Below are 324 nucleotides of genomic sequence, written 5' to 3'. Positions count from 1 at the left end.
ACACATTGACTATGGAATTTTTGAAAACACTGAGCGAGAAGATTGAAATACTCCTTAGATCCAACAACAATTTTATCAAGTTCCTTCTCTGACTTTTCAACAACTAATTTCTCTTGGTTTTGGCTAAGACATTCATCGACGCCAAAAACAGTGTACTCAAGCATATACTGCTTTCTCGCCTTCATGTAAGAAGTCTGAACATCAGCAAAGACATTGATAGAAATTAGTTGAATTAGAAAAAGAAGAAGTAGGTACTTCATAAATCCCTCAGTTTTGAACTCTCAATACTTCTATTTTAACAAGAATCAGAGTGAACATTAAACA

The 324-nt window shown here is 33.6% G+C and carries 1 protein-coding gene; it reads right to left on the bottom strand.

Going from position 1 to position 324, the window contains the following annotated elements; all coding sequences use genetic code 11:
• On the bottom strand, positions 1-260 hold a 260-nt coding region (locus M901_RS11105; protein ID WP_034721841.1), incomplete at its 3' end, for a hypothetical protein.
• Positions 261-324: the final 64 nt, after the last annotated feature.

It is taken from the genome of Bacteriovorax sp. DB6_IX (assembly GCF_000447775.1).
Classification (GTDB): domain Bacteria; phylum Bdellovibrionota; class Bacteriovoracia; order Bacteriovoracales; family Bacteriovoracaceae; genus Halobacteriovorax_A.
Note: the sequence above shows the minus strand (reverse complement) of the source record. Positions and strands in the feature narration are given on the sequence as shown.